Here is a 3,463-nt window from a genome sequence, read left to right on the forward strand (position 1 = left end):
AGGAATATTGTCTGAACTGTCCCCTAGTATGGCTTGAAAGTTGATGAAGTCTTTAGGGTATACACCAAATTTATCCACACATGCTTGTTCATCTACTTCTTGTTTTTTTACAGAATCATACATAACTACCACACCATCATCAATCATCTGATAGAGATCTTTATCGTGTGAGACAATACGTACTTTTAAACCTTGTTCTCTAGCAAATTTTGTTACTGTCGTGATAACATCATCTGCTTCAAACCCTTCACGTGAAAGATTGGCAAAACCCATTTGTTCTATCCACTCTATAGCGACAGGAAGTTGCTTAAGCAGATCATCAGGTGCTGCTTCACGGTGGGCTTTATATTCTGGATAGAGATCATTACGGAATGTTCTGCCTTTAGCATCTAAAGCAAAAACCAAATAGTCTGTACTATGATCACGGTGCAAAGAGTCAACAAGGTTAGCAAAACCGGTTAAGAGCCCGGTAGGGAACCCTTCCGAGTTACGTAGAGGAGGAAGTGCAAAATAGGAACGAAAGAAGAAGCCAAATGTGTCTATGATCGTGATTGTTTTCATATTGTTGTTCCTTTTAATTCTTTAGCTAAATATTCCCCAGTATAAGAACCGGTCTTTTTATACTCACTGGCCAACGCTTCAGGTGAACCTGTAGCGATGATGAGTCCACCTTTATTTCCACCTTCCGGTCCCATATCTATGATATAGTCTGCATTTTTCACCATATCCAGATTATGTTCTATGACCACAACAGAATTACCCAATTCTACTAAGTGATGTAAAACACCTGTAAGTCTGTCGACATCAGCAAAATGAAGCCCAGTAGTAGGCTCATCTAAAATGTAAAGTGTTTGTCCTGTATCTTTACGACTCAATTCTTTACTCAATTTGATACGCTGTGCCTCACCGCCTGAAAGTGTGGTAGCATTTTGTCCTAAGGTAATGTAGTCAAGTCCTACATCTGTCAATGTTTTGAGCTTAACTGCTATGGCAGGAATCGCTTTAAAGAATTCAAGCGCCTCACCTACACTCATACCAAGAACATCTGAGATAGACTTCCCTTTATAAAGAACTTCACGTGTTTGTGCATTGTAGCGTGTACCATCACAGGCATCACAAGAAACCAAGACATCTGGCAAGAAGTGCATCTCTATCTTGATCTGTCCATCTCCCTGACACTTCTCACAACGTCCGCCTTTGACATTAAATGAAAAACGTCCTATCTTATAGCCGCGAAGTTCTGCCTCTTTGGTTTGAGCAAAGAGTTTTCGTATCTCATCCATGATACCGGTATAGGTCGCAGGGTTAGAACGTGGTGTTCTTCCTATCGGGCTTTGGTCAAGGTAGATAACCTTATCGAGTTTTTCAAGTCCTGTGATCTCCACACCATCAACTTTATTGACCTTTTTAGCATGGTTGAGTATTTCTCTTGCCACAGGAAGCAAAGTTTGAAGAATCAATGAACTTTTACCACTACCACTGACTCCTGTAATACATACAAAATTTTGTAGAGGGATCTTAGCATCAAGTTTTTCGATGTTATTGAGAGTCACATTTTTGATCTCTATCCACTCGTTTTGAGGGTTATCATGAGAGTAAGAGATCTCTTTCTTTCCATACATATAATCAGCAGTCAGTGTCTTTGCTTTTTCAAGTTTCTTTGCATCTCCTGCAAAAACCACTTCACCACCAAATTCCCCTGCCCCAGGACCGATATCTATGATGTAATCTGCGGCCAAAATGGTCTCTTTGTCATGCTCTACAACGATGACCGAATTTCCTTTGTCACGTAAAGAGTTAAGTGTACGTATAAGTTTCATTGTATCACGTTCATGCAATCCTATGCTTGGTTCATCCAATACATACATTACCCCTGTCAGTCCGGAACCAATTTGCGAAGCGATACGTATACGCTGTGCTTCACCACCTGAGATACTTCTGGCATCACGACTCAGTGTAATATACCCTAAACCCACATCATACAAGAAATAGAGTCTCTCATACAACTCTTTCAATATAGACTCTGCTATCATCTTTTGCTGCTCAGTTAAGTGAGAGAAACTCTCTTTATTTGAAAAATAAGCATACGACTTTTCTATAGGCATATCAATGATATCTGCGATATTTTTCCCCTCTATCTTCACCGCTAATGAACGAGGTCTCAGTCTATGTCCTTCACACTTGTCACAAACTTTTTCCGTCATATATTCAGAGAGGTCTTTCTCTTCTTTAAACATATCATGTGCGAACTTAACTACACCCGGCCACTCACGTTTAAGTTTATGACGTTTCCATAAAAAGTCTACAGTACTCCCATTCCCATAGAGTACAGCTTTTTGTTGATGCGATTCAAGTTCACCATAAGGGGTTTTAATGTCTATATCATTTTGTTCACAAAAAGCATTGAGAAATTTGGTGTAATAACTCTTATTAAATCCATACATAATCTTCACTGCGCCCTTATCTATGCAGAGTTCTGGATCTATGACTTTCTTTAAATCTATCGCATAACGAATACCAAGACCATCACAGGCAGGACAAGCACCTTTAGGTGAGTTAAAAGAGAAACTTACCGGTTCTAAAGGTTCAAAACTAAGTTTACAATCAAAACATGCCAAATGTTCAGAGTAATGGATGTGCTGTCTATCGAGATCCAGCTCTTCAAAGTTAAGTACTTCTATCTCCATCTCACCATAACTCTCTTTGAGTGCCTTCTCTACATCCTGCCCTATACGGTCACGGCTCTCTTCTTTTACTACCACTCTGTCAATAACCACTTTAATGGTATGTTTTTTGGTTTTGGAAAGTTCTATCTCATCATCGAGACGTACCATGACACCATCTATCATTGCACGAATATACCCTTTATGACGAAGAGATTCCAACATGTCTGTAAAGCTACCCTTTTTCTCTTTGACCAACGGTGCCATGATGACAAGTTTCGCACCATCAGGCAGTTTCAATACCTCTTCAATGATATCAGAAGCAGACATAGATGAGATAGGCTTCCCACATTCATGACAATGCTGCTCTCCTACGCGCGAGAAAAGCAGTCTCAAATAATCATAGATCTCAGTGATCGTTCCCACTGTAGAACGAGGGTTTTTAGATGTTGTTTTCTGGTCTATCGCGATGGCAGGGGTTAACCCTTCTATCTTATCTACATCAGGTTTACCTACACGCCCAAGGAACTGTCGTGCATAAGACGAAAGTGATTCTATATAACGTCTTTGCCCTTCAGCATAAAGTGTCGAGAAGGCTAACGTAGATTTACCAGATCCAGAGATACCGGTCACTACCACAAGTTTGTTTTTTGGGATGCTTATGTCTATATTTTTTAAGTTATTTTCTTTTGCACCATATACTTTTATCATATCATTTTTCATTCTTTATATCCTATGTATTAAAACCACATTTTTTTTATCAAGATAACCAAAGCAAACATATAAAGTGCTAAAAGTGC

At 39.4% G+C, this 3,463-nt stretch carries 1 protein-coding gene and 1 pseudogene; both read right to left on the reverse strand.

All coding sequences use genetic code 11. The features are described 5' to 3' along the window. Positions 1-561 (reverse strand): annotated as a pseudogene (locus ABZC96_RS09200) (DNA polymerase I); the annotation flags it as partial. Further along, positions 558-3,386, reverse strand: a complete 2,829-nt coding sequence (uvrA, locus tag ABZC96_RS09205; protein ID WP_373030632.1) for an excinuclease ABC subunit UvrA — start codon at positions 3,384-3,386, stop codon at positions 558-560. The pseudogene ABZC96_RS09200 and the gene uvrA, both read right to left, overlap by 4 nt. Between the last annotated feature and the right edge of the window lie 77 nt (positions 3,387-3,463).

This window comes from Sulfurovum sp. (assembly GCF_041551015.1).
Classification (GTDB): Bacteria; Campylobacterota; Campylobacteria; order Campylobacterales; family Sulfurovaceae; genus Sulfurovum.

Coding starts and splice junctions, on each gene's coding strand:
- uvrA (WP_373030632.1), bottom strand. CDS start 3,386: ATGAAAAATGATATGATAAAAGTATATGGTGCAAAAGAAAATAACTTA.